11 protein-coding genes are annotated in these 26877 nt (G+C 34.1%); 1 reads left to right on the top strand and 10 read right to left on the bottom strand.

From position 1 onward, the window contains the following. Positions 1-19: 19 nt before the first annotated feature. The 4 genes from ACHZDT_RS01770 to ACHZDT_RS01785 form a co-directional block, all read right to left on the bottom strand. Entirely contained in the window at positions 20-1012 is a 993-nt protein-coding gene (locus ACHZDT_RS01770; protein WP_394772949.1) for a hypothetical protein, read from the bottom strand. 248 nt (positions 1013-1260) lie between these two features. Then, complete coding sequence (locus tag ACHZDT_RS01775) at positions 1261-2163, bottom strand: alpha/beta hydrolase family protein (protein ID WP_394772950.1); 903 nt, start codon at positions 2161-2163, stop codon at positions 1261-1263. Continuing rightward, positions 2160-2639, bottom strand: coding sequence for a glycine-rich domain-containing protein (locus tag ACHZDT_RS01780; protein WP_394772951.1), 480 nt, complete (start codon positions 2637-2639; stop codon positions 2160-2162). The genes ACHZDT_RS01775 and ACHZDT_RS01780 overlap by 4 nt, the downstream gene beginning before the upstream one ends. 61 nt (positions 2640-2700) lie before the next feature. Next, the gene (locus tag ACHZDT_RS01785) at positions 2701-2889 is read right to left on the bottom strand and encodes a hypothetical protein (RefSeq protein ID WP_394772952.1); all 189 of its coding nucleotides are present in this window, start codon (positions 2887-2889) and stop codon (positions 2701-2703) included. A gap of 293 nt (positions 2890-3182) precedes the next feature. Here ACHZDT_RS01785 and ACHZDT_RS01790 point away from each other — a divergent pair, with 293 nt between their 5' ends. Beyond that, on the top strand, positions 3183-3512 hold the full coding sequence (locus ACHZDT_RS01790) for a helix-turn-helix domain-containing protein (protein ID WP_394772953.1): 330 nt from the start codon (positions 3183-3185) through the stop codon (positions 3510-3512). On the opposite strand, the gene ACHZDT_RS01795 is transcribed toward ACHZDT_RS01790, so the two are convergent. The 6 genes from ACHZDT_RS01795 to ACHZDT_RS01820 form a co-directional block, all read right to left on the bottom strand. Then, positions 3513-3959, bottom strand: coding sequence for a GNAT family N-acetyltransferase (locus tag ACHZDT_RS01795; protein WP_394772954.1), 447 nt, complete (start codon positions 3957-3959; stop codon positions 3513-3515). A 24-nt stretch (positions 3960-3983) separates the two neighbouring features. Continuing rightward, the gene (locus ACHZDT_RS01800) at positions 3984-4952 is read right to left on the bottom strand and encodes a DUF4837 family protein (protein WP_394772955.1); all 969 of its coding nucleotides are present in this window, start codon (positions 4950-4952) and stop codon (positions 3984-3986) included. Between the two features lie 47 nt (positions 4953-4999). Beyond that, positions 5000-6838, bottom strand: coding sequence for a LysM peptidoglycan-binding domain-containing protein (locus ACHZDT_RS01805; RefSeq protein WP_394772956.1), 1839 nt, complete (start codon positions 6836-6838; stop codon positions 5000-5002). 110 nt (positions 6839-6948) lie between these two features. Continuing rightward, positions 6949-8136: a phosphoglycerate kinase gene (locus ACHZDT_RS01810; protein ID WP_394772957.1), complete on the bottom strand. Its 1188-nt coding sequence runs from the start codon at positions 8134-8136 to the stop codon at positions 6949-6951. 146 nt (positions 8137-8282) lie between these two features. After that, positions 8283-9254 (bottom strand): type IX secretion system membrane protein PorP/SprF, encoded by a 972-nt coding sequence (locus tag ACHZDT_RS01815; protein ID WP_394772958.1) that lies wholly within the window; start codon positions 9252-9254, stop codon positions 8283-8285. 44 nt (positions 9255-9298) lie between these two features. Beyond that, positions 9299-26857 (bottom strand): T9SS type B sorting domain-containing protein, encoded by a 17559-nt coding sequence (locus tag ACHZDT_RS01820; RefSeq protein ID WP_394772959.1) that lies wholly within the window; start codon positions 26855-26857, stop codon positions 9299-9301. Positions 26858-26877: the final 20 nt, after the last annotated feature.

Below are 26877 nucleotides of genomic sequence, written 5' to 3' on the forward strand. Positions count from 1 at the left end.
CTCAAAAATTGAAAACCTTTTAATCAATAATATCTTGCATAAAGGTTTTTTGGTTATTGAAATAATTGGTTATATAGATTTCTATTTCTTGTTGTGAATGAGGCCAATTTTCCTGCCACACTTGTAATTTTCCGGGCAAATCAATATCTCTGCATCCGGGATCCAGCATGTCTAAAAATGAATTGCCTGTTTTACTAACAATTAAACGTTCATTTTTATTTTTTTTCAATAAGCCTGAATCTAAAAGTCCGCATATAATTGAATCAACTGAATCTGGATTACCAATCCCAAAGATAGAAGGCAGATAAGTTCCGCTTCCTTTCCAGTCCTGCATCATAAGGATAGCTTTACCAGCAGTCATTGGTCGTCTTTCGCGTAATTCATATAAAAGTTGCAGTGAATATTTACTTACACTATAATCTTTTTTTGTTACTCTTGTTTTGCGTAAACATATATTAAAAAAATGAAGTGAATTGAAATTATAATTAAAATCAAAAAAACGTTTTGCCATTCCTGCATTCTGTAACTTAGAAAATTTCGGATCTTTGGTGGTAACAGAATTATAAAGAGCATATTCAATTCCCTGATCAGTAAAAATTTCGGGTACAATTACTAATCTTTCATTCGCCGCATGAACATCCAGATATTCATTTAATAAAATATTATAATTAATAATAGACGAATACCACAAATGACCTAAATATGAAATTGTATTAGCATTTTTAAGTATGGCTATCGCATTGTATCTTTTAACTTTTATACTTTCATTGGTGATATGCAAAACCATCCCATATTTTTTTTTAATATCAGGTTTATAGACAGGATCTTTAATGCATGGAAAAAATGCCGGATGCAGATTATTGTCGTAATTGAACACAAATCTATATTTTGGAATTACACGAAAAACGAAAATATTAAATCCTGGCCAGCGGTTTAATAGATGTGGCTGAATCATTTTTAACTGATAGTGAGTAAGATCGCTAATAAATACAATGCTGTTGTTAATATCCATTTTAAAGTATTTCAATTGCATTTTGAAATAATTATGTTATTTAGAATGATTTACAAATCATTGTTAACTAATTAGTTACAAAAATAAAATGCGAAATTACCTTAAAACATTTTAGTAGTTTAACACTAAAAGACATTAAACTAACAGATTACGACTAATCGAATATGTCTTATATATTTAAAATATAATTTTTAAACTAATCAAACTGAATATAAAACAATTTGAAACTGCCATATTGCTAAGACATTTTAAATAAATTCTGTGTTAAGCCAAAATATAATGTCATTTATCAACTTTTCAAATTGGTTGAATAAACTATGTTCTGAATTTTCAAAGAGTATAAACTTTGACTTATAACCATATTCCTTAGTCTTTACATAAAGTTCTCTACTATCAGAAACCGGCACTTTCTCATCTTGATCTCCATGAATAAACAGAAAGCTTTCTTTTTTATTTAAAATTGAATCTATCTGAAATATAGGAGATATTTTATTGGAATAATACACAGAATCTAATGAATAATTTTTGACTCTATTTTGATAAACAACAAACATTTCTTTTCTCTTTGTTTTCAAAATATCACTTGGTCCGGCGATATTAATAGTGGTTCTTATTTTGTTAGTTTTTTTTAATAATTGAAAATTAGTAATACCTCCTCTACTCCAGCCTATTTGCGCAATTTTAGAAGTATCTGCTATTTCAATCTTGTTAATGATAGCAAATAGTGACATTACATCATCAATATCTTTACCTCCAAATTCATCAACACCTTCGCTTCCTTCTGATCCTCTTAGCTGAGACGCAATTACAATAAATCCTTTACTGGCTATTTTAGACAAAAAAGTTACAATGTATTGATCATTTACCATTCCATAACTGCCATTTCCACCACGATTAAAGATGATTACAGGATACTTTTTTTGATTTTCATTTGGTAATAATAAAAAACCTTTAACTTTTGTTTTGTCGAAAGAACTGTAGGTTATATCATAGATGTTTACATTTTCAAGATGCTTTTGGATTTTTTTCATTTTACTGTATTTTTCAAAAGGAAATCTTTCAATCATAAAATAGTCATTATTTTCTATCGTTGACTGAGCATTTGTAGTGAGTAGAAAAAATAAGGTCAGTATAAGTATATAATTTTTCATCTAATAAGTTCTTTAATTTTCTCACCTGAATACTGTACTGCAAAATCTTTATACCATAATAAGAGCGTTTCTTTACCAAGCAAATCGAAAATAATAGAATATTGATTCTCTATACTATTCAAATATGATTTGACATTTTTTTCAATGTCTATTTTCCATTCTTCAGATTCCTTTTTTGTAGTTGGAAGATGATGAATAAAAAAGCCAAATTTATCTAAGCAATATCTTTCGTAATCTTTTGTAAACAAAATAAAATTATGCCACATTTCATCAATAATCAAAATTGAATCATCAATAAAAACAGGTGTTTTTACCTCTGAACATACAGCTTTATAACACAGCCAAAGCCATTTTTTTGTTTCTTCAAAAAGTAAAATCGATTGCTCTTCTGAAACATTAAAAACTTTTACAAATCTAAAAATGACATCTTCATTTTGGTAATCTAAAGCATCTTCTAGTGTACATTTCTTTTTCATCTTTCTAATTTATATTTGAAGCTGTTTAAATATATTTTAAACAGCTTTTATTACTTAATGCTTATTGAGATTGAGCCATACAATGGTTCAGGCAATTTGCAGGGCAATCACCAACACAGTAACCCGGTCCACATCCAATTCTCTTTCCTGAGCATCCTCTACCTCCAGAAATTTTGGATAATTCTTCTTTTTTCAGTTCTACTAATTCGCTAATAATTTTTTCTTTTAATTCTTCTAAGCTTAATTTCATAATAAAAATCTTTTATGTTATTAATTAATTTTGTTTCACATTATTAAACACTAACAAATATGTCGACCTAAAAGTTACATGTAAGTAATGTATAAACCCATTGTCAAAACTATAATTTAGCCTAACTAATACCTATGCGAAATTATGCGAATTTATTTGCATAATTATTTATCAAATAAAACAATATCTTACAAAAAATAAACGTGATTAGTTTAAACTTAAAAAAATATTCAGTATGGAGTTTTGTTTTCTAAATATAATTCATCTAATATTGTCAGAAAAGAAAGTCAAATATGAGCAAGACAAAACTTATACAAGCAAGGTTATCGAAGGGATTTTCACAGGAAGAATTGGCTGACTTAATTGGCATGTCTCAATCTAATTACAGTCGGAGAGAAAGCGGACGAACAAGTATCACAGAAGCAGAATGGAAAAAAATCGCTAAAGAATTAGGCGTTAATAAAGAAATTATATTTGAACCGGACGAACAAAATAAAGAAAAAAGGGATGAAATAAACATGGTTTATTTTAACATCCCTGATTTTGTAATGGAGCATATTGAGCTCCTGAAAAAAGAAAATAAGAAATTGAAGGAACAATTAAAAAAATTTAAAAAAATTTAATTATTCTCTTATCATCTCAATATGCGGAATATCATCTTCCAAATACGTTTCACTGGTTTGGACGAATCCATGGCTTTCGTAGAATTTCTTTAAATATAATTGCGCGCCAATGGTAATTTTATCTTTATCAAAATTTGTTTTTATTCCTGCAATGGCTTCACGCATTAAATCATGTCCCCACTTTTTGTCACGATAATTGGCATCAACTACAACCCTGCCAATCGAAGCATTATCAAAACTGATTCCGGCATTAAATAAACGGGCATAGGCAACGATTTTATTGTCGTATTCGCCAATTAGGTGTAACGCTTTCTTATCCTTTCCGTCAAGGTCTAAATAAACACAATTTTGCTCAAGTACAAAGATTTCGCTTCTAACTTTGAGCAAATCATATAACTCATGAACCGTTAATGCTTCAAACGGCTTTATTTTCCATTTTAATTCCATTCTTTATAATGTATATTCTTTAAATTATCTTCTGTCTACTTTAACTGATTTTATAATGGCTTCGAGATCCAGCATTAAATCTCTTTCCTGATTTGAGGGGGAATAACAAAATCCTTCAATAACTAGAATCCTATTGTACTTTTCATCTACAATTGCATAATTGATAAAAGGTCCCGCCATGAAATCATTTTTTAATTCCCAGGTTCCTCTAGTTTCATATGTATTTTTGCCGTCTAAGGTTGTTGCTGAAAAATAGGGTGCATAAGCTTCTCCGGTAATCATTCTGGTATTTGGTTCACGACCTTTGATGTAACTCCCAACAGAATCGCGCATTTTAATAATATTACTTACAACATTTGAACTCTTCTTAAAATTGCGAAGTGGGATTTGATAGATAAGTAAACTTGTATTACCGCTTATTATGTCTTTTTTAAGCCAGATAAAGTTCTTTTTATGCAACATGTATTCATAGTCTGTTGGAATTTGCAGATCGATATGGAATTTGTTTTTTATAACCGCGGGATTCAATAAGGATTTGCTGTTGTCTTCCTGAATTTTCTGAATCTCTGCATCCCTAATAATTTTAACTATTTGGGTTGAATTGAGTTCGATACTGCAAATAATATCATCGACAGATTTTCCGTATATACGAAATGTATTGTGCGGTAATGCTTTACTGTGTGTGATTTCGAATTTATCTGTAGTGGCTTTTTTTACCACAATAATACTACGGCTATCGGTTACAAAACCTTCAAGCAAACGTGCAGGATATTGATTTATAGTAAATAAAGGTTCTTCCTGAGTGAGGCCCAGAACTGGTGAGGCAAATTTATTTCGAATGCTATCGCCTACTTCTCCATACCACAATTGATCATCGATAATTATCGAAATCGAATTTGTTTTTCCAGAAACTGGTTGCGGTTGTTTTTCGCCTTTGAAACACGATATTAGCAGAAACGGAATTAGTAACAATAAAAAATGGGTTTTATTCATTTTCTTGATTTATGAAATAAAACCCAAATTTATGTAAGATTTTTTAACTATCCGTTTATTTTAAGTTTCATTCCTGGTTTAATTTCTCCGTCTTTCATGTTATTCCATTTTTTAATATCTGAAATCGTAACTCCAGGATATTTTTTTGAAATACTGTATAACGAATCTCCTTTTTTAACGTAATAATCTTCTGCAAGATCTTTAGATGATGTCGCTTTTTTCTTGAATGAATCAATCGAAGAATTTGAAGCGATTGCTGTTGTTACAGCATTTTCATCAATAATTTCAGGAATTGCTTTAGAAACAACTAAAGTTTTCCCTAAACCAATATTATTTGAAGTTAGACTATTAAGTTCTTTTAACTCCGCAATAGTCGTACCGAATTTTTTTGCGATACTTCCTAAATTATCTCCGGATGCAACTGTATATTCTTGTGATTGTGTATTCTTTTTATCTTTATCGTCAGTTGAAGCAATAGCATCTTCTGATTTTTTCTCTATTGCAGAATTCGATTTTAGTTCCTTAAAGCTTTTAGTTACAGGATCGTAATCTGTTTTAATTTTTAAGTTTCTTCCAAGTGCAACTGCATTTGATTTAAGGTTATTCCATTTTTTTAAATCAATAACATCAACATGGTATTTAGTAGCAATCGTACCTAAATTATCGCCTTTTTGAACTTTATATGATTTATAATCTGTATCGATAATGTTCTCTAGTTTTGCTTTTGCTTTAGGCGTAACTTTCAATGCTAATCGAGTTGACATTGTTTTGTTTTGTGATTGATATGCAGCGTATGCATAGATCTTGTCTTCGTTTGAAACAAATGTTGCTACTTTATTTTTCGGTAAACGTAAATAATGTGCTTCACTTTGATAAAAAGGTACAACGTTTAATTTATATGAAGGGTTTAAAAGTTGTATTTGAGATTGTGGCATGTCTAACAAATCTGCGATTTGCTTGAATGACATTTGAGCTTTAATTTGAACTGTATCTGTTTCAAAGTTTTTAACTAATGCTCTTTCAGGATTGATTCCGTGTTCTTTATGGTATTCAAAAAGGTACATTGTTGCTAAAAAAGCGGGAACATAACCTTGGGTTTCTTTTGGAAGGTGGTTACGAATGTCCCAGTATTTTGTTTTTCCGCCAGAACGACGAATTGCTTTGGTAACATTTCCTGGTCCTGAATTGTAGGATGCTAAAACTAGTTCCCAATCGCCAAACATGCTATACATTTTTGTCATGTATTGTGAGCATGCGGCTGTAGCTTTAAGCGGATCGCTGCGTTCATCAATATACGAATCTATTTTAAGGGCATATTGTTTACCTGTTCCGTACATGAATTGCCAAAGTCCTGTGGCGCCCATTTTAGAAACTGCTTTAGGATTTAAAGCAGATTCTACAACGGCTAAATATTTAATTTCCAAAGGCACGTTTTGTCTGGCAAAAGCGTCTTCAAAAATTGGGAAATAATATTCTGATAAAGCCATTAATCGGGAAAACGATTTTTTACGATTTTTAAGAAACGACTTTATTATGTTTTCTAAACCTTGATTGTACTCTATGTCAAATGGTGATTTCTCATTCATTGCCTGTAAACGCTGTTTTAGCAATTCTGTTGGCAATTCCTCATCTACAGTAACGTCTGTATTTATGGTTTGAATGTCTTTTGTAAGGTCGTCATAAATATCTAAGCTTACTAATTCGTTCATCCAAAGACTGTCTACGCGTGTTGCGAGTTCATCTTTTTTGAAAGAGCTTTTAACTGAATCTAAATAGGATACTTTTACAATTGGTTTTATTTCAACTTCTGTCTTTGCAATTTCCTGCGCAAACATCGACATTGAGAATAAAACGGAAACCATTATTGATATTTTCTTTACAATCATATAACATTTTTTTAAAATTCTATAAATCAATCGATTATACAAACCTTATTTTTGCAAACTTAAACAGTTTATGCATGTAAATTATGTAAAAAAATGTTAATTGTGATATTTTAGTCTAAAATCGCAGCGATTCCAGGTAAAACTTTTCCTTCTAACATTTCAAGCATTGCCCCGCCACCAGTGGAAACGTAGCTCATTTTATCTTCGAAACCAAATTGTTTTACTGCTGCTACTGAATCTCCTCCTCCAACTAGTGAAAAAGCTCCTTTTTCTGTAGCTTCGGCAATATATTCCCCTAAAGCGATTGTTCCTTTTGCAAAAGATTCCATTTCAAAAACTCCTAATGGACCGTTCCAAAGAATAGTTTTTGACTCTAAAATTACTTTTTTGAAGTTCTCTAATGATTTAGGACCTGCATCAAGACCTTGCCATCCGTCTGGAATTTCTTTTACGTCTACAACTTTTGTATTTGCTGTATTTGAGAAGTCATCAGCCGCGATAACATCAACAGGAATATGAATTTGTACTCCTTTTTCTTTCGCTAATCTTAAAATTTCAAGTGCTAGTTCTTGTTTATCATCTTCGCAAATAGAATTTCCAATTTTACCACCTTGTGCTTTAATGAATGTAAAAGTCATTCCGCCACCAATGATCATGTGATCTACTTTGTCTAAGATATTTTCTATTACTGTAATTTTAGATGACACTTTAGATCCTCCAAGAACTGCAGTAACTGGTTTCTCGCTATTTTTTAATACTTTGTTTAAGCTTTCTATTTCTTTTGCCAATAATGTTCCGAAACATTTTTCTGTTGGAAAAAATTGTGCAATAATTGTTGTTGAAGCATGTGCTCTGTGTGCAGTTCCAAAAGCATCGTTTACGTAGATGTCTCCAAGTGAAGCTAATTCTTTTGCAAAAGCAACATCTCCAGCTTCTTCTTCTGCGTGAAAACGTAAATTTTCAAGTAGTAAAACTTCTCCTGGTTTTAAATCTTTGGCAGCAGCCTGAGCTACTTCTCCAACGCAATTTTCAGCGAATTTAACCTCAACTTCTAAAATTTCTGAAGCTGTTTTTAAAATATGTTTTAACGAATATTTTTCTTCAACTCCTTTTGGTCTTCCTAAATGCGACATCAAAATTACGCTTCCGCCTTGTGCTAAAATAGCATCAATTGTTGGTTTTGCAGCTTCGATGCGTGTTGCATCTGTTACATTAAAATTTTCATCCAGCGGTACATTAAAGTCAACACGGATAATTGCTTTTTTATTTTTAAAATCGAAATCGTTTAAAGTTTTCATTAGATAATTTTTTAGTTTTTTTGAAAGAAAAACAAATATAGAACTTTTAAAGTATCATAAATATAAAAATAATCTATCTATAACAGCGAAAACGTTATAAGTTAAGAAAAAAAACAAATTAGCTAGTAAATCGTTGAAAATGCTCTTTAATCGTGAACCGGACTTTGTGTACAAGGACAATTACTAATAGAACCAAAGAAATCAAATCCTATTGTTATTGAATGTGTTCCTGTATTATAAGCTCCTAAATCGTTGAACATTACCTGATATGAATATCCAAAATAGAATTTAGACTTCATGAAACCAACCATTGGCCCTGCTGCTAAAGGTTTTGGGAACTGGTCATTTAAGAAACGGTACGAAACTCCTATCCAGTAGTAATCTTCGTAACGATTGTAACGTCTGTATTTGAAGTTAAAATCGGTTGTAGAACGTTTATCACTTGCAAAATACTGGTAATAAACAGATGGTTCATATTCGATACGACTGTTTTCTCCGTCTTTAAAAACATATCCTGAATATACCTGATAGTTTGAAAGTAAATCTGGCTCACTTACAAAGTATTTTTCTGCATTTTTCTTTAAAATGTTATTTGCATTAATACTGATATAAAAACTCTTATTTCGGTATAATGCACTAACGTCAAAGTTGTTGTTTCCAGTATATCTATTATCAGTTGGCTTTGTAGGATCTTGTACAGGTCCTGGATTAGTAAAATTACCAGTTTCTATACGAAAACTATTAAAATTATAAGAAATACCAAAGGATAAATATTGCTTAGAATAATAATCTAAGATAAGGTGATGTGCAAAGGAAACTTTAGCACCTGTTTGTCTGGTATTACCATTACTGTCATTATATAGAGATATACCAACTCCGGAACGATCCAGAACTCTAAAATCGGCATAAATCGATTGATTATCGGGTGCATCTTTAATACCAACCCATTGTGTAAGTCCATTGGCTCTAATTCTAAGGTTATCACCAATACCGGCAAAGGCAGGTGAAATAACAAAAGGGTTATCGGCTAAATACTGTGTAAAAACCGGTAGGTTTAACTCTTGGCTGTAACTTGTTGTTACAGCCATGAGTACTAAAGATAAAATAAACTTTTTCATTGTAATAATTTTTTTAGATAACATCATTCGGGGCTCTTATTTTGTTATCTGTATAAAGTGAAATGTCCTACAAACTCACGTGCATCTTTCTCGTCATTCAATTTAAGAACATACCAGTAATCACCTGATGGTAATTCTGCACCATTATATCTACCATCCCATTTTTGACCGTAGTGGTATTTAGCAATTACACGACCGTATCTGTCAAAGATTGAGAATTCAAGGTTGTTGTAAATATTAGTACAACCAGGTCCCCATGTATCATAAACACCATCTCCGTTAGGAGTAAAGTAATTATCAATGCACACATCTATATAAGTTGCAGGAATAGTTATTGTCGCTGTACATCCGTTTTGATCTCTTACTACAACTACATAATCTCCAGATTTGTAGATTTTGTATTTGTTTGAAGATGTAAACGGCTCTCCGTTGAAACTGTATTCATAAGCAGGTGAACCACCAGCCGCAGTAACTGAAATTATATTCATTTCTGCTTCTCCAGCAGATTCTGCTAAAGTTAATGGATCGTATGCTTTAATGTCGAAACTAATCGTTGGCACTTTACAACCGTTTGTATGTCTTGCGATAATAAAGTGTCTGCCCGGAGCAACATTTGTAAAGATGTTACCTGCCTGGAATGGACCTGCATCATTGTCAAGTGCATAATCAATTTGCGTAAAGTCAATATTGCTTTGGTCAATTGTAATAGTTACCATGTTTGATTGTGCATTGTTCACACAATCATAACTGATTTCTACAGTTGGATCAAGAATTACCGGTAAAGGCATATTCTCTACAAACTCGAAACTACATCCTTGAGCATCATTAACATAAACTGTATGAATACCACCTGAAAGGTTTGTAAAATCAAATATGGTTTGACCAACAGCTCCTTGAGTATAAGTTCCTTTTTTATCATCAAGACTTACGCTATATGGCGCTGTACCTCCTCTAACTTCAATACTAAATGCTCCATCTTTATCATCCTTACAAACTTCTGGAATCATAGAATTTGCAAGTTCTGTAACAATAAGAGGTTTAGGTTGTGTAATTTCTACTTCATCTATTACGTAACAACCATTTTCGTCTTGTGCTACTACCGTGTATTTACCCGGAGCAAGTTTATCAAATGTGTTTTTAACATCAAACTGATCTAAATCAGGAGAAATCGCGTACTTGATAATTCCTGTTCCACCAAATGCGTCAACTACAATTTTACCATTGTTTTCTCCAAAACAAGAAACATTTGTTGGTGTAAATGTAGCCTGAACAGCTGTTGCCGGTTCTTTAATTTCAACAGGACCAGATGTAGCAGGGCAATCACCGCTGGCAACTCTTACAATATAAGTTCCTATAGGAAGATCTTCGAATCTACCTTCTGGTTGTGCTATTCTAATAACACCTCCGGTAGTATTTTCTAAGGTATACATATAGTTTCCTAAACCTCCTGTAGCATTAGCTACAATAACACCTGTAGCCTGTCCTAAACATTTAATTACTGCATTAGTAACATCTAAACCAACTTTTAATGGTTCTAATGGATCAATATTCACTCCATTCGAAATTGTGGCAACACAACCATTAGCATCTTTTACATAGTATTGGTATTTACCAACTGCTACCGGGAAAGTAACAAAAGTTGTAAACGATCCAATTGTTGTTGCAAAAGTTTTATCAGCACTATATGTGTATGGTTGAGAACCTCCTGTTGCGCTCAACGTAAGCGTTGATTGCGTAGTACAAGTTTGTGTTGATGCTAATACTAGATTTGGCACCACTTCACTTGGATCTGTAATAACAATAGAACCTGTAGTTGTTCCTGAACAACTGTATCCGTCAGTAACTGTTATGCTGTAAGTTCCCGCTGGTAAACCAGTGAAAAATGGCTCTTTTTGAGGCCCTGATACAACAACTGGAGTTTCTGAAAGTATATTTAAAGTATACATGTAATTACTTCCCTGACCACCTGTTGGAGGATTTACTGTGATTATACCTGATCTGTCTCCAAAACAAGATAATACAGTAACATTTGCAGAAGCAGTAACCACAATTGGATCAGGAATTACTAATGACTCTGTTGTTGAAGCTGGACATCCCTGACCATCTTTAACATTGATTGTATAGTTTCCTGCGCTTAATCCTGTAAAGTTTCCATCAGTATTTTGAGCAATTGTAGCTCCGTTTAATACTAATTCATATTGGTAATTATTATCCCAACCACCTGTTGCAGAAGCTGAAATCTCACCGTCATTATTGTTTTCAATACAAGTGATAGCAGATTTAGTTGTTGTTACAGTCAAGGCTGCCGAAGGCTGACCTATTGAGAAAACAGTTCCAACTTTACAGAAAGGACTACCAACTAAAGTAGCTTCAACAGTATATTCACCAGCAAGTAAACCTCCTACAAAAACAGGACCAGCATTTGCTGAACGAGTTAGAGGTATGTTTACAGGACCTGTAATTATATAATCAAATATACCTGAATCATCTTTTGGATCTGTTTGATTATCAACAAAAGTTAAATTCACACTTCCGTCATTAGTTCCAAAACAAACTTGAGATACAACCGGAATTGCTTTAATTTCAAATGTATTTGGTTCATATACTCTGTGAATTGCCTGAATTGAACAACCTGTTGCAGGATTTGTAACTGTAATAATATATTCTTCAACTCCTAAGTCTTTGAAAATACCGTCTTGATTATCCGGGTTTCCTACAACTGGAGCTCCAGAAGAGTAAGCAATAGAATAATTTAAAGGCGTTGGTATACCACCCGTTGTTTTAACAGAAACAGTAATGTCTTCGCCAACCGGACAAGTAATTGCCTTTGTAACTACAATATCTACCTTATCTAAACTCATATAAGGATTAATTACAAATGGTCCAACATTAGATCCTACACAACCATTCTCATCATATACGTTTATAGTATAAGAACCTCCTAATAAATCTAATTCTGTATAAACATTGTTAGTTCCTTTTTGAGCTGGAACCGGGTTACCATCTCTAATGAATTCATAAATATATGCTCCAGTTAGTGAACCTCCAGTTACGCCTGTTACGGTAATAGTTGCATAATCTCCTGTATTACCTGTAGTACATTTATATTGAACTACAGCAGGATTAGGAACTATTATTAAGAAAGGTTCTTTAATTTCTACTGTTTTTACATCAGGACATCCTCTTCCTGAAATTACTGATAGTGTATAAGTACCAGCTGTTAATCCTGTAAATACCGGATTTTCCTGAGGTATACCACCATTTACACTGTACATGTATTTAGGATTATCATTTACACCAGGAGTTGTTGCAAACATACTGGCTGTTAACGTTCCGTCATTTCCTCCGTTACAAGTAACATCTGTAGGAACGACATCAAATCCTGTTACTGGCGTAGCAGCACCTAACTCAAATATAACTTTTTCAGTACAAGTAAGCGTTGTTAAATCTGTTACGACAATTGTATGTGAACCTGCATTTAAATTATCAAAAACTGCTGGCGTTACTGTTGTTGTTGTAGTTGCATCACCATCTATTGTGTAACTATAATTACCTGAACCACCTGTTGCTGTTGCAGTAACTTTTCCGTCACCATTAGCACAGCTTGGCAATGCATCAATTGTATTGGTTAGACCTAATGGTTGTAAAATAGTTACAGCTGCAGTAAATTCAAATGTACATTCAAATCTGTCTTTTACAATTAAATTGTAGGTCTTAGGTGTTTTTACAATAAATGAAGTTCCTGATTGGAAGCCACTTCCAATACTGTATTGGAAAGGTCCCATACCTGTACCTCCGGTAGCGTCTACAATAATCTCATAATTTCCATCAATATCAGCACATTGTGATGTTGCAGAAGCTGTAAATCCAGCTGGTAACGGATCAGTTGTAATATTTACAGTAAATGGCGCAGATATACATCCGTTCGCATCTTTTGCATAAACATCCCATGAAGGCGTTGCAGGATTTAATTCCCTCATACCACTATCTGTGAATGTTGCTCCAGCGCTTCCGCTTCCTGCAATAACAAATGCATATGTATAATCTGGTCTTCCGCCGATAGCTGAAACCTTAACAATTGCTCCTGTTTTACAATTAGCATTTGTATTCTCTATTAATTGTACTTGTACTACATCTGGTTGTTTTACCTCAACTGAATAAGTTGCAGGACAACCTGTAACAGCATCAGTAACCGTAATTTCATAAACTCCAAAAGCTAATCCAGTTAATGGAATTGAAGTTGCAGAACTTGTAGTTGATGCTACAAAAGGAGCACCATCTTTAGTAATTGTATAAGTGTAATTACCTGCAAAAGCAGAAACATCAAATGTTGCTTTTCCGTCATTTGTAGTATTACATGACATGTCTACAATTCCATGAGCCGTTACTAATATTTTAGTAACCGGGAAAACTGTAGTTAATTCAGTCCATGAACATCCATTGCTGTCTGTCACTTTAAACAAGTAATCACCAGGAACCAAGCCATTAAAAACAGCTGGAACTGCACTACTTGCAGTAGTTATTGGTGTGTAAGCTACAGTTGGTGTTGCGTTAAATTCAATTATTTCAAAAGTTAAAGCTCCTACTCCATCTGTAGCCGTTACAGTTACATTACTGCTTGTTGCAAGACAAGTAACAGCAGTTGGTGAGAAGGTTAAATCTTTTGGAGAATTTAAAGGATTTATAGTTATTGTTACCGGAGCTGTTTCACAACCATTAACATCTTTTACTGTATAAGTTACAGTTTGAATTGCACCATTATTATCAACAGTAAAAGTATTAGTAGTATCATAACCTAAATTATTAAAGTTATAATAGTATCCTGTACCCGTACCTGTTGGTGTACCGTCATGACCCGTAACTGTAATTACAGTTGCTGTGCTACATGTTGTATTAGCCGGTATAGCATGTGTAGCTGTAAGTTTTACAGGTTCTGCAATAACAACAGGAATTCCTGCTGAAATACATCCTTTTTTATCTGTAATGACAATTGTGTATGAACCTGCAATCAGACCTGTATAGTTTCCTGTTACATCGCCTGTTGTATTAACTACAGGTCCAGTAAGTGCAAAAGTATACGGTACAAGACCATCTGCCGGTGTAATGGTTAAACTACCATTATTACCACCTGCACACGTAACGTCAATATGAGTTTCTGTACCGGTTGGTGGTGTTGTTGCATGTACAATTTCAGTATTAGTTGTTACGGAACAAGCTGGTGTATTACTATCTGTAATTACAAAGTAGTAACTTCCTGCTGTTGGTACAGAAGCTGTAAAATCACCTGGAGTATTAACAGGAAGCCCTGTAGCAACTCCGCCTAAATACATTTGATATGTATAAGGAGCAATTCCGCCGGCAATTTTAACATCTATTGTTGCATTTATTGGAGCAACACAATATAAGTCTTTAGTTAATGTTGCGTCGGCAATTAATTGATTTTGAATTATATAGTTTACGAAATCCTCGCATCCATTATCATCTTTAACTCCTAATTTATAAGTTCCGGCAGCACTAAATGTTGCTATTGCACCACTAGGCAAACCGTTAACTGTAAATGATTTTACTCCATTATAAGTTGTAGATATTGCATCAAGATCTACTGTTAAATCAGCACCAACAAAACATTGTTGCGCAGGAGCTATAATATCTGGCGCCGTATCAAGAACAACAGGCACATTTACTTTAACAGAAATACATCCGTTGATATCTTTAACATAAACATCCCAAGATAAATCTGTTAAATTAGTATCTACTTCTAAAACAGTATTACTTACAAATGTTGTTGGTACAGGATCACCTGCTTTTACTGCTGCATAAGAGTAACCTGCCGTACCACCAGTTACATTAGTAATTGTGATATACGATCTATCTTCAGAACAGAATACTTTTGAAGCTGTTGCTGTAAATAAAATTGGATTTGGCATTGTAATAGTAACATCAGCTGATTTAGAACAGTTTGTTGTGTTATCTGTTACCGTTACTGTATAAGTTCCAGCCACTAAACCTGTTACTGTAATGACATCAGTTGCAACAGTTGGTGCATTAAATGGCAATCCTGCTGGTACGCTTGTTACCGCTATTGTATAATTACCAGTTGCACTAAAGTCAGAAACAGTGAACGTTGCAGTTCCGTTATTATCAGTTCCGTTTGCTGTATTACAACTAACATTGTTTGATGATGTTTTTGTAATATCAATTGGTATAACTTTCTCTACTTTATAAGGTCTCTCGATAGAACAACCATGAGCATCTGTTACTTTAAATAAATAACTGTTAGGTGCTAAATTTGTAAATACATTAGAATTACCATTGTCAAGTAAAATTGGAGAAATAATTTCATATTTCGCATAAGGAGTATATCCTCCGGAAACTATCAAAGTAACATCGGCTACATTTGTTGGACAAACAGGAGCTTTCGTTAAATTAAAAGCTATATCCGTTAGTTTTAGATACGGATTAACATCAATTGTATCATCAAATGTACATCCGTGAGCATCCTGCACATAATAATGAATCGTTTGTACTGCTCCGTTATTATCCACACTTAAAGTATTCGCATCATAATAAACTGAACCTCCATCAAAATTGTATTTGTATGGAGCTGTTCCTGTAGTAGGAAGAACTACTGTTACAATAGCTGATTGTTGCGTATTATTTGTTGGATCACAAGAAAAGTCTGCAACAGTAGCCGTTGTTACCAAATTAGTTGGTTGTCCAACAATATAAGGTTTAGTAAGCGGACATCCTTTTCCTGAGGTTACTGTAATATTATAAGTTCCCTGCGGAAGATTTGTGAATACATTATCAGTCTGAACCATTCCAAGAGGAATTGGTGAAATTGCATAAGTATAAACCGGATTATCATTTCCCGGAAGTAAATTTACAGTAATGCTTCCTGTACTAGAACCAAAGCAAGAGGCATCAAGTACAACTGCATCAAAATCAACAGGTGTAGGAAGTATCAAAGTAAAAGGAGCTGTTGAAGTACATAAACTGCTTGTATCAGTTATTGTAACTACATAACTTCCTGCTGGTAAACCGCTGATTACATCACCAGTTATAACTGCACTTGGAGGATTAGGGCTAATGCTATATGAATAAGTAGCAGACCCGCCAGATTTAGTTAATGTTACAACACCTCCATTAACAGCAATACATGTTGGCAATGTTGTAACTGCCGGAACTACTGAAATTGGAGCATCTATATTGATAGTTTTAGAATCAACACACTGATTAGCATCTTTTATATAAATAGTATGAGAACCTGAAGCAAGTCCTGTAACATCATAAGGAAGACCTAGAATACTTGTGTAATTATTTGGGCTGTCTACACTAATTGAATATGCACCGGTACCAGCAGTAGTTGCAGTAACACGAACCACATAAGCACCGTCGGCAACACATTTGTTTACTACTTGTAACGCAATTACCGGACTAGGATCTAAAGTAATTATCTGACCTAAAGGAAATTCACATCCATTAGCATCTTTTACTACTATATTCCAATTATTTGTTGTTGCAGCATCATATGCAAGTTCAAGCACATTACTTGTTCCAAAAACAGTAGGAATAGTTCCCGGAGCAAGGATTGCACCATAAGTATATGGACCAGTACCTCCGGTAGTTTTTATTGTTACCAAAGCGCCACTTTTACAATTTGCAGGAACTACATTAGTAATAACTGAATTAAGTGCCGATGCTGGCTGCATAATTTGGAAAGTTTCGGCAGTTGAACATAAAGTTCCATCTAACTCTTTAACATACAGCGTATAGTTTCCAGGTTTTAATCCTGTTAAACTTGCTGAAAATGGAGTACCTGTTAAACCAGTTACTGTTCCGTTTTTTGCTGGCGTGATAGGTAAATTAGTTAAGTTATCACGTATTTCATAGTAAAGACTAGTAACAGTTGCATCATAATTAGGTACAGTAAAACTAACCTCACCATTTGCCGCGTTATAACACGTTATATTTTTAACAGTAATTGGAGTAATTACAATTGGAGAAATAGTTGGTGTATGAATCTCTAAATATGATGGACATCCACCATTATCAACTACTTCAAAAACATAAGTTGTATTTTGATCTAAAAGAGTAAAAGTGTATGAAGTCGCCGCAATTGGACCTGATGTAGTACCAATACCATAGATTGAATATACAAAATTAGGATTACCACCTGTAACATTAACAGTTACCGAAACACCGTCAGCACAAGTTGCACCAGCAACAGCACCTGTTAAGGCTAAATAAGGAGGTGGCTGAATTCTTAATCTTGCACTTTCAAATTTACAACCATTAGCATCAATTACTTTAATGTAATAATTTCCGAAAAATAATCCTCCAAAATTATGTAAAGGAGTCGCTGCCGCAGAAGTTTCTGTATAAGTGGCTAATTCTGTCATTGCATTATCATACAAGTAATATGTATATGGTGCAGTACCTCCTGAAATGACATTAATATCCAGACTTCCTGGTTCTGTAGAATTACAAGTAATTCCGTTTTCTTTAATGAAAACACTTATTGGAGCAGGGTTTGCTAAAATAACAGTATTAGTTGCCTCGCAACCTTTGCTATCTCTAACAATATAAGGATAACTTCCAGCTGGTAAACCACCAAAGATGAATGAATTTACGAAAGTTGTACCATTATCAATACTGTATTTAAATGGTCCAACACCTGTAAGAGCTGTTAAACGTATAGTACCGTCAGAATCTCCATTACAAGTTGGGTTTGTTGAAACAGCAGAAGCCGTAACTGGTGCAGGATTGGCAACAATAACTGTGTTCGTTTCCTTAATACAATTATTTGCGTCAGTTATTTCAAACTGATATGTTCCTGCAGTTCCAGTAGGATATACAAAAAATGTTCCTGTAAAAGGAATTGGCACTCCTGAATAAGAACCGGCATCTACTTTTACTCTATAACCAAAAGGTTGTTTTCCGCCAGTTACCGTAATAGTTATACTAGCATCTGTAGGTGTTACAGCAGGACATGTAAGCCCTTTTGTTAAAACTGCACTTGCTAAAATTGGATCACTTACTGTAACCGAGGCTATGTTTTTACAGCCATTAGCATCAGTAACTGTAACTACATAACTACCCGGAGATACTGTAAACGTATCTGCAGGACTTGGAGTTACACCTGTATTAATTGTATATGTATATGGTGCAACACCACCTGTACCCACTGCCTTAATCTGGAATGTGTTTCCTGAAGCAGTACATTGGTTAGTAACCGTAGCTGTAACAGATGGAGTAGGATCAGTTGAAATTGTAACATCTACTTTAAAAGGACAGCCATTTGCATCTTTCACCCAAATATCCCAATCAGTATTTGTTGCAGGATTTAAATTAGCTGTAGCACTTGGAATATAATCTGAATCTGCAGGAGCAACATTATTTTGCATGTACGCATAAGTATATCCCGGAGTTCCACCACTTGCTGTAACTGTAACTTTTGAAGTTGTAACGATACAGTTCGCATTTACCTTAGCAACTGTTGCAGATACTGCAGCTGTTGGTTCAGTAATTGTGATCGATGTAGGAACTGTACATAATGTAGTTTCGTCTGTAAATACTACAGAGTATATACCTTTTGCAAGATTTGGTAATGTAAATGTACCTGCCGTTTGACCTGTTACAGCAGTTCCTCCGTTAATAGTATAACTATATGTAGAAGTAAAGCCGCTTACATTGTATCTAATGTTTCCAGTTGAACCACCAAAACAATAGACATCATTTAATTTAGTAGCTAATGCTGTAATTGAAGTAACTGGAGGTATGCTTTTAGAGAAGGTATCGTAGCAACCACTTTCGTCAATAGCTTTAAACACATACGTTCCCGTAGTAAGTCCTGTGAAAATTCCACTATTAAGTCCTGTTGTATTGATTATCGGTCCGGAAACAATTTCATAAGTAACCAATCCAACCCCTCCTGTTTTTACTATTGTAGCTGTACTAGTTCTACTAGCAACAGGATCACAATAGATAGCAGTTGCGCTAACTGAAGTTATTTTTGGCGGATCTAATTTATTTATTGTTAATTGCTGAACAGCAGTTGTACAGCCGTTAGCATCCGTTACAGAATATTTGACAATTTGATTTAAACCATTGTCAGTTACTGTTAAAGTATTTGCTGGAGTATATGAACCCCCATTGAAACTATAAGTATAAGGAGCTGTACCAGTAGTTGGTAAGTCTATAATAACTAAAGTAGATTGCTTAGTATTAGCTGCATTACATTTAAACGGATCTGCATGAGCCGTAGCCACTAGCTGAGTTGGTTCATTTATAGTAACTGATGCTGCAGCCGAAGTACAACCTAAAGCATCTGTAACTAAAATACTGTAAGTTCCTTGAAACAATCCTGAAGGATTGTTTACTGTATAAACAGTACCCAGACCCGGAGCTGTAGTTTTAGTAATTGTATAAGTAAATGGTGCTTTTCCAGAAGTTGGTGTAACCAAAATACTTCCTGTACCGCCACCATTACATTTTACATCTACTTTACTTGTAGTTATAGCTAAAACAGTTGATTTTAAAGTAACATTTATAACCGAAGACAAAGCAGTACAAGCCGGAGCTGGAGTTTTTGAGTCTGTAACTCTAAACTGGTACGTTCCTGTCGCTGTTGCAATATACGGATTTGCAGCAGTAACAAAAGCACCACTGTTATATGAAACCTGGTACGTATGTGCACCTGTTCCTCCGGTTGAAGATAAAGTAATAGTTGTATTTGGTGTACATGAAGTATCATCTACTATATCTGTTCCAATTGTTAATTGTGGTGCAACTACGTAAGTAATTGAAGCAGGACATCCAAATTTATCTTTTAAAGATAATGTATAAGTTCCAGGAGTTAAACTAAAAGTAGGTGATGACACATAATTAGTACCATCTTTACTAAAAGTAGCAGTTCCTGTATATGTTCCTGTAATTGTTACATTAATTGGAGTTCCTGTATAACATTGTGCCGCAATTGGGTCAATTGTTGGAACAGCCTCAGATGAAATTGCAACTGTTTTCTTAGTTGTACAACCATTGTTGTCTTTAACATAAACATCAATGTTAGTTGTTAAAACTGCAGTATCTACTGTTAATGTTGTTCCGTAAGGAGTACTTGGCACTGTAGATCCACTAGCTGCATAAGCATAAGTATATCCAGGTGTTCCTCCTGATAGACCTGTAATAGTTAATGTCGAAATTTTATCATTACAGCTAATTTTTGAACCATTTACATTAAACGTAATAGCTGTTGCAGCAACGATAGTTACTGAAGCAGTATTAGACGTACAACCTGTAGATTTATCTTTAACTACTAAAGTATAAGTCCCGGCAGTTAAACCAGTAACTTTTACAATATCTGCAGTTACACTAACAGTTCCTGCATTAGGAGTTAAAGTATAAGTAAAATTACCTGTAGTGCTTGCTCCCGAAACTGTAAAAGTTGCTGTACCATCGTTAGCACTAACACATAATTCATCAGTTTTTGATCCGGCAACTGTAATTGTTGGTGACGGATTAATTACTATTGATCCAGTCGTAGTACATCCGTTAGCATCTGTAACTTTAAAACTATAATTACCTGCTACTAATCCTGTAAATAATCCTGTAGTATTTGTAGCTCCTGCTCCAGGACCGGCGGTAATTATATAAGTAAAAGGTGCTACTCCGCCTACTGTTGTTACAGTAGTGCTAGCTGTAGTAGTATTACACGTAATCGCTGCTGGTGCAGAAAAATTAAGTGCTGTTGGAGGATTAAATGCAGGAACATCAATTGTTTTTGTATCAATACAACCTTTAGCGTCTTTTACAGAATAAGTAATAGTCTGTATAACGTTTTTATTTGTAACTAATAATGTATTTGTTGCCGTGTAATTAGTACTTCCGTCAAAATTATAAGTATAACCGCCTGCACCGCCTGCACCTGCAGACGTAATCAAAGTCGTAGTACTACAAGTTGTATTAGGAGTAAATGTAGCTGAAGCTACAACTTTTGTCGGATTATTTAATGTCACTGTATAAACAGGAGATAAACAGCCTTTACTGTCTTTAACCTGATAAGTATAATTTTTAGTATTAACAGCACCAACAAAAGCATCTAAACCTGTAAGTGTTGCTCCTGAAACAAAAGTTGTGCTTCCGTTAAAACTATAAGTATAAGGTGCTCCTGCACCTCCGGCCGGTATAACTGTAAATTGACCGTTTGTACCATTATTACAACTTGGATCTTTTGAATCAACAGTAGCTGTTGGATTTACTTTAGCATTGACAGTTGCAGCAGCAGTTACTACAGAACATCCTTTTGCATCAGTAACTTTAAACACATAATTACCTGCAGTTGATGTTTTATAAATATTAGTAGGCATTGAAGTATAAGTTGTTCCTCCATTACTAGATACTTCATAAGTATATGGAGCAGTACCTTGTGAGGCAGTAATTGTAATTTCAGCATCTGGGCTTGTAGTACAATCTATAATTTTAGTTACTTCAGGAACTGCCGTTAATTCTGGTGCAATTATAATTCCGGTAATCGCTGTTGCTGTACAATTATTGGCATCAGTAACAACAATATTGTGTGTTCCTGGTGCAACATTTATAAATTTATTAGTAGTTTGGCTAGGTTGACCATCAAGACTATAATTATAAGGTGCTTTTCCTCCGGTAACAGTAACTACTAAAGTCGCTTTGTTAGCCGCGTCATAGCATAAATCTGAATTTACAAGATCTAATGATGCAGTTGGCGCAGTTGGCGCAACTATTGTTACAACATCTGAAGCCGGAGAAGAACAAGGACCTTGGTCTTTCACTACTACTTTATATGTTCCTGCCGGTACATTTGTAAATACCGCTAAATTTTGAAACGCAACAACTACTGTTATACCATCAGCCAGACGAAGCTCATATTGATAATTAGGTTTTCCGCCCTTAGCTACCGCTGTGATTGAAGCCCCTGTAGTACATGTTGGCGGTGTAGTCATTGTAGCTGTAGTGGTAACAGCTGTTGGAGCTCCTATAATTTTATCAAAAGATTTTGAACAAGTTCCTGCATCATCACTTTTAACAATAACTTTATAACTTCCAGCTGCTAATCCGGTAATGATAACAGGAGAAGTCATTGAAGTTGTCCATGTTGTTCCACCATTAATAGAGTATTGGAAACCTTTTACTGTGTCAAAATTAGAAACAGCAACAGTAATACGACCATCTGTTATATCACTACAACTTGCGTTGTCAATAATTGGTTCTGAAACCGTGAAGGCTTTATTGCTATCAACGATAACTTTGAAATCTTTTTGAGCAATACATGATTTTGGAATCTGACGAACCCAAATATCATCTACAAGTAAATCGTTTCCACTAAATTTTGTATTATAAGAACGAATAACAAAGCTAAGATTATTATAAGCTCCCGGATTTAAGGATAACTCTTTATATTCCCATTTTTCATTTCTTGGAACTCTCCAAGGATTTGCAGTATCTGTTGTCGCAACAATAGTTTCTGTTCCTCCTACTCCATTCAGGTTGTTTACTAACTGAATTGTTAATTCCGGATCAAAATAACTGGCTCCAGTAGTACTCTTCATTAAATTTTCTGCCCACAATGAAATAATTACCGGTTGGTTTACAATAACATCTTTAATTGGTTTACTGTATATAATACCTCCCACACCTGCGGAACTTCCAATATTAACACATAAAAATCTTCCTAATGGATCAGAAGGTGTAGTGTGATCCTTAGCGACTATCCATGTATTACCAAAATTAGTTTTAATTGAACTTGCTACTGCATACTTTCCATCATTAATTTGATAATCTGTAATGCTGCCACATAACGGTGACCAACTTGTAGGATGCGGTGTTGATTCATCTTCGAAACAATAAACCGGGCTAATTCCAGGAGTTGTTGTGTAACCACCTTTACCAAAATCTTCTTGCAATAAATTACTATAAGTAGATACCGTAGTTACATTGTACTTTACAGAAATCGTATGTGTTCCAGAAGTAACGTTTGTAAATACATTATTTGTAATTGGAGTATTTGCAACACCGTCTATGTAATATTCATAAGTATAGTTGTTAGAAGTACCGTTTGTTACTGTTACAGTAGTACTTGCAGAACCATTACAACTAAAAATAGGATCTTCGACTTTTATAGTAGGATCAGCCGGTTTTTGGTCCAGAATAATATTATAAGGAATAGTGTACTCACAACCTAAGGCATCTCTAATTTTTAATATGTAGCTTCCTGGCAATACATCTTTTTCATTTAAATTTTGCCAATTTGCTCCACCATCAAAACTATATTGATAAGGAGCGGTTCCTCCTTGTGCATTATTAATTCTTAATTTTCCACCTAATCCTGCTAAGGTACATCCTGCTAATTCAGCAACACCAGCAGATGCAGTCACAGCAGAAGTTGGCCCTGTTATAACAACTTTTACAGCAGTGTCCATACAATACTTAACAGTTGGTTGCCCATTAAGCGGTGTATAAGTCATACCATATCGTACAATTACATTATACGTACCTGCTTGTAAATTTGAAAAAACAGGATTAGTTACATATGTTCCACCATTATTAATACTATATGACATTGAATATCCATTAGCATTAATAAGATTTATTTTTATTTGAGAATTATCATTATAACAAGTACTATTAGTATGATCAATAGTATAAGTTGGTTTTGCGTTATCTGCAACTGTAATCGTTCTTGTTATTGTACAGTTATTTTTATCAACGATTTTAATGTTATAGACTCCGGGAGTTGTAACAACAAATTCATTTTCTAATTGAAAAACAGTATCACTATTTATAAAATAATTATAAGGTGAATTACCACCTTCTGTAGTTATTCTGATCTTTCCGGTACTACAAGCAGTTAGAGGTTCGATTAAAGCAACAGTTGCTTTGAACTCATTCCAAACCTTTCCTACATATATATATTTAGTGTCTTTACAACCATCATCTGTAGAAACTTCTACAACATAATTCTGATCTGTAGTTAAATTATCAAAAGTATATTCAGATTCAGGAACCGGTCCAACATTAGATAATAATAATCCATTATTATATAGTTTATAATAATATTGAGCATTAGCATCATTTACTGCAACTTTAATTTTACCTTTTTCTCCATAACACAATGGTTGCGTTACTTCTGAAACAACAGCAAAATTTCTTTGTCTGATTTGAATATTAGGAACAGTAAAAATACAAGTGTTTCCTGTTACACCGGTTAATCTAATATATACCGTGTAAAATCCTGCTGTAGTTACATTAAAAATATTACTTGCCTGATAAGTTGTACCATTAATACTGTACTCATATCCTGCAGGAACACCGCCAACTGTAATCGTTCCAGGTTTTCCACAAATAATATCTGTATGTTTTTCGGTAGGATTTAATGAATTGGTAAATACATTAAAGTAGAAACGGTTAAAACAACCACCTGCATAATTTAATGTTAACCTATATTGTCCTGCTATTTTAGCTTCATAATTTGGTCCGGTCGCAACCTGAGTCCATGAACATGAAGTACCTTCATTAGCACAACTTGCACTAATTGGAGCAGCACAACTTGCCTCATCGAGTTTTTCCCAAACAAGAGTAGAACCATCAGATACATGAGTTTCAATTAATCTGGAATCATTTGCACCACACAAGAAAAGATTAGGTAATTCTTTTCCGTTATTAGGGCAAATTAATACTTCACCTTTATAAGGAGCTTTTGCATATGGAAGAACCGGATTAGTAGTTGTTGTACCAAATCTGGTTACCGTAAAAGCCTGATAAATTGATCTACATGGCGCGGCAGCTAAATTATAAACATAATATACTCCAGGATCTTTTACTTTAAGAATTTGTCCTGTTCCTATTTGTTTAGTACGAGCTTCGTCACTATACCAGGTATAAGAAGTATATCCATTAGCAGCAACCAAATCCACATCGTCTTTACACAAAGTAGCAGTTGCAGTATATTTACAACCATCAACACCTACTAAAAAGTTAGTAGCTTTAGGAGTTAATATACATCCTGTATTTGTATTAACACTTGGATCATCTGAAATTTGAAAATCAGGATTTAAAGTTCCTTTGTAAGTTGCATATGCCGAGTTATCAATACTATTAGAACATGCTTCACTCAATGAATTACAATCAGGGACAACCTTAACTTTAAAACTGATAACTTTATCCGTTAGCGTATTTGCTTTAACTACCGAATCATCAATTTTAAATACAATACTTCTGGTCGCAGGATTATAACTTTGAATAGATACACCAGCTGGTAAAGGATTTATATCAGTAGGATAATTAAAAATAATATTAATAGGCAACTGATCTCTAATCGTTAAAGATTTAGCATCATCATTACCAGTATTTTTAAAACCTATTTCATAATTTAATTGTTGGCCTAATGTTACATCCTGGTTTCCAATATCTACACCCGCAGAATTTTTTACAATTTTTGTAAGTACAATATGCGGTTCAATAATGTCAACAGCAAAGGCATTAAAATAATAAAAATAAACGTCCTGCGTACTTCCTAACCTAATATTTGCCGAAGTTTCATTATTATCAATTACTATACCCCCGGGTCTTAAGAGTGTTCCCGGATTATTAATATTTAAAATACCTGCATCATACCCTAATGTATTCGTACTTGCGGGATTTCGATTTAAGAAATCTTCTGTTTTATCCGTAGCCGGATCAACATAAGTTACACTACTATTAAAGAAGTTATTTGAGGGTCTGATAATTACATTTGCTGCATTTGTAGCAGTAATTCTTGTACTGTTAATCTCTAAATAATCTCCAGAAATTGGTTGATCTCCCTCTAAAGCTGCAAAAGCAAATTTCACACGAACAGGACCAGTAGGAATGGTCTTAAATCCGGAAACCGCAATATCTAAAGTTGTAGCCCCTCCAATTCCGCTAAAACCGTCAAACGAAGTAATAAATTTTGCAGGTAATGTTGGATCTTCATAAACAACAAAAATGGACCAACCAGCAGATAATCCTGTTCCACCATTTGTTCCTTCACTCGACTTAACATTTGCAACAGTATACAATCCCTGAGCATTTGTTTGTCCCGCAACTAACGAAGTAATGTCTGCATAACAGGCATATGCTTTGTTATTATCACCACCAATTGGCGCTGCACTTGCATCATGAATAATCTGACCAGTAATGTCATTATAGCCACCTGTAGGCAACTTAAGTTTTACTTTTTCTATATCTGTACGATCATTTTGCTGAAGAATGGCTCCCCAATACAAACCGGCGTAGACGATTTTATAACAGGCAGGTTTAGGCACAGTCAATGTAGCACTACTAGAACTGAAAGTAGTATTATCACTGTCGACATCAATATATTTCATAGTGAAATCAGAATTGTATCCAGCACCATTATAAGCGTCTTTTGGACTCCTGTTATTGGTTTCTCTGTTTAAGATATTGTTACCAATAAGCAACATATCTCCTTTTAATCTCTTGTCAAATCTTGGCGAAAATGACTTAAGATTTTGAGAAATTACAAAGTAACTTTGAAAGAAAATCAAAGCTATTAAAATCAATCTTAGGTTAGTAGGTTTTTTCATAATCATTTTTTTGTTTACTT

Origin of the sequence: Flavobacterium sp. (assembly GCF_043722275.1) — a bacterium.
Lineage (GTDB): Bacteria > Bacteroidota > Bacteroidia > Flavobacteriales > Flavobacteriaceae > Flavobacterium.